3 protein-coding genes are annotated in these 2,553 nt (G+C 53.3%); 2 read left to right on the top strand and 1 reads right to left on the bottom strand.

Annotation, left to right across the window (positions count from 1 at the left end; genetic code table 11):
- The coding region (locus tag OA90_RS27575) for a transposase (protein WP_199823887.1) at positions 1-670 on the bottom strand (670 nt) is incomplete at its 3' end.
- A 173-nt stretch (positions 671-843) separates the two neighbouring features.
- Here OA90_RS27575 and OA90_RS28915 point away from each other — a divergent pair.
- Both OA90_RS28915 and OA90_RS27560 read left to right on the top strand, forming a co-directional pair.
- Positions 844-1,770, top strand: coding sequence for a hypothetical protein (locus OA90_RS28915; RefSeq protein WP_156510730.1), 927 nt, complete (start codon positions 844-846; stop codon positions 1,768-1,770).
- 84 nt (positions 1,771-1,854) lie between these two features.
- Positions 1,855-2,553: IS110 family transposase (locus tag OA90_RS27560; RefSeq protein WP_068420225.1), on the top strand; the 699-nt coding region annotated here is incomplete at its 3' end.

Genomic DNA, 2,553 nt, shown 5'->3' with positions numbered 1-2,553 from the left:
GGTCGACCAGATGACGCAGGAAGTTGGACCAACCGGACTTGTCTTCCTTGGCGCCCTCGCAAATGCCCAGGATCTCCCGATACCCTTCAGAATTCACCGCACTGGCTACAAGCAGCGAGACATTTCGGACTTCGCCAGCCCATGTCCGCTTCATCACAATGCCATCCAGATAGAGGTAGGGGTGCTCGCCTTCTATTCGACGGTTCCGCCATTCCTCGATCTTGGCATAGATCTTCTTGTTCAGGTTGGACACCGTGCCTGGTGACACCCGTGTGCCCCACAAAGCCTCTGTGATGTCCTCCACGCGACGAACGGAAACGCCGGCCAGATACATCTCGATCAGGGCTTCCTCGACGCTGCTTTCCCGCCGCTGGTAACGCTCGATGATCGCCGTCTCGAACGTCTGACGCCGAAGCTTCGGCATCTTCAGCTTCACGTCGCCCGCCTTGGTGTGCAGCGATCGCTGATAACTGCCCGCCCGCGTGTCCAGGCGCCCTTCGCGGCGCTCGTAGCGACCAGCTCCGCAAAGCCGAGCCGCCTCCGCGTCCAGCATCGCATTCAAAGCCTCTTCGACGGTGCCGCGCACCATCTCTCCCAGATGGTCCTTGATCCGTGCCTCATCGATCCGGATCACGTTGCCAATCTCTTTGCTGTCAGTATCGTCAGTCATGCCTTGCTCCCTTCCATCACAATAAAGGGAACCGTCTCAACCTGAAAATGTGCGAAAATATTTGTACGTTATCTGCGACACGCCAGTCACATTTGAGACAGCAGTAGAGGATCCCGGCTGATAGAACTCGGCATCAAAACGCCACAGCTCCAATTCGAAAAGGAACTCACAAAATGGCTGGTATTGATCCCAGGTCTTCTGGCAACCAAACAATCAGAGAATTCGCTCTTAGACACGCAGGCTCGCAACCTATTGTCTTGTCTCATGAACTTTTGAATCGGTCTCTTATTTCAGCAAGCTCTTCTGAACTGAGGCCTCTGGTTCGTGAAAGTGGGGTTAGGCGACAGCCTTCTGTTGTCACCAACAAATCAGTCGGAAAACTACGAGCTTTCTTCGAAAGCACTGCCAACCGTTTCAAAAACTGGAAAAAAAGTCTTCCTGAAAGAGCTCTGAATAAATCTGTCGCCAAGGCTAACCGTGAGATTTTGCGTGGTTTAAGCAATCGCGGTAATTTCAAAGAGCTCCACCAAGGACTTAAACGACTTGTCAACGCAGCGCAAAAGCATAGTGGAAAAACTGGTGTTTCTAACGAGGCAGCTACCGTTTCGATTAAACTTAAAGAAATTGCTTATGACGCAGTCAAWATTAAAAATATAGAATATCAGGAGAAKAATATTCAAGAGTACACGGACCCCACTAATAACTACATCTCGAAACATTCTGATCGTAACACGCTATTTCATCGAATGCTCACTGGATTGGCGAGAATTGGAATAGTTTCCGAGAACTACAAATCGTCAAGAGAAAGTCATATACATAATCTTGATAGTAAAATYCTGGATTCTCTGATTTCGWTGAAGGACTTTTTCTTGGAGGAGAAGAAGAACTTAAGTGAAAAAAATTACCGGGATGGTGTGAGTGCTCGCTCATATGGAGATTATTCAAGCGCTTCCTGGAAGCTCCTGGAAGCCGCGAGGCTTGGAAGTATTGAAGCGTTTGCTGAAATACGTAGTCTGGCAATTAGTTATGAACGCCGTGGTGATTGGGTGCAGAGTGCCCGTCTTATGCAGGAGGCGTACGAACTGGCGGTGGATTCATGACTGAACTGATGCGGTGGATGCCCCCACCCAGCGGCATCGAGTATACTAAGACGGTTCTATATTCACCGAGCGGAGGGCGCATCAATGACATCGAAGATCAGCATTTTGGCGATCGACTTAGCAAAAGGCAGCTTTCAGGTTTGTGCGGTCGGATGCGATGGGACGGTTCTGTATAATCGTGCACTGTCTCGGAACCGGTTGGCGACACTTCTGGGCGAGCAGCCGGCCTGTGTCGTTGCTATGGAGGCATGCGCCACATCGCATCACTGGGGCCGGATGGCACAGTCTCACGGTCATGAAGTGCGTCTGGTGCCGGCGGCGTATGTGAAACCGTTCGTCAAGCGCCAGAAGAATGACCGCGCGGACGCGGAGGCTATCGCAGAGGCGGCCATGCGTCCGACTATGCGGTTCGTGGCAGTGAAGAGTGCCGAAACCCAGGGCCGTGCCGTCGCGTTCCGCACCCACCAATGCTTGGTCCGGCAGCGCACTCAGCTCATCAACGCGCTCCGCGGACATCTGGCCGAATTCGGGCTGGTGGCGCCGAAGGGACCGGCGAGCCTGAAATTACTAGAGAATGCGCTGGCGGACGAGAGCAGCGACCTGCCTGACCCCGTTCGGGAGATGGGGGCGGTGTATCTCGAGCAGATAGCGCGGCTGACCGACGTGATCGAACGGCTGGCAAACGAGTTGGAGGATGCATCGAAGACAGATTGTGAGTTGCGGCGGCTTTGTACCATCCCCGGGATCGGCCCTGTGACGGCAGGGGCCGTTGCGGCGTTTGCG

Source organism: Labrenzia sp. OB1 (assembly GCF_001624695.1).
Classification (GTDB): Bacteria; Pseudomonadota; Alphaproteobacteria; order Rhizobiales; family Stappiaceae; genus Roseibium.
The sequence above is the reverse complement of the archived record's forward strand: the minus strand, read 5'-3'. Positions and strand labels throughout refer to the sequence as shown.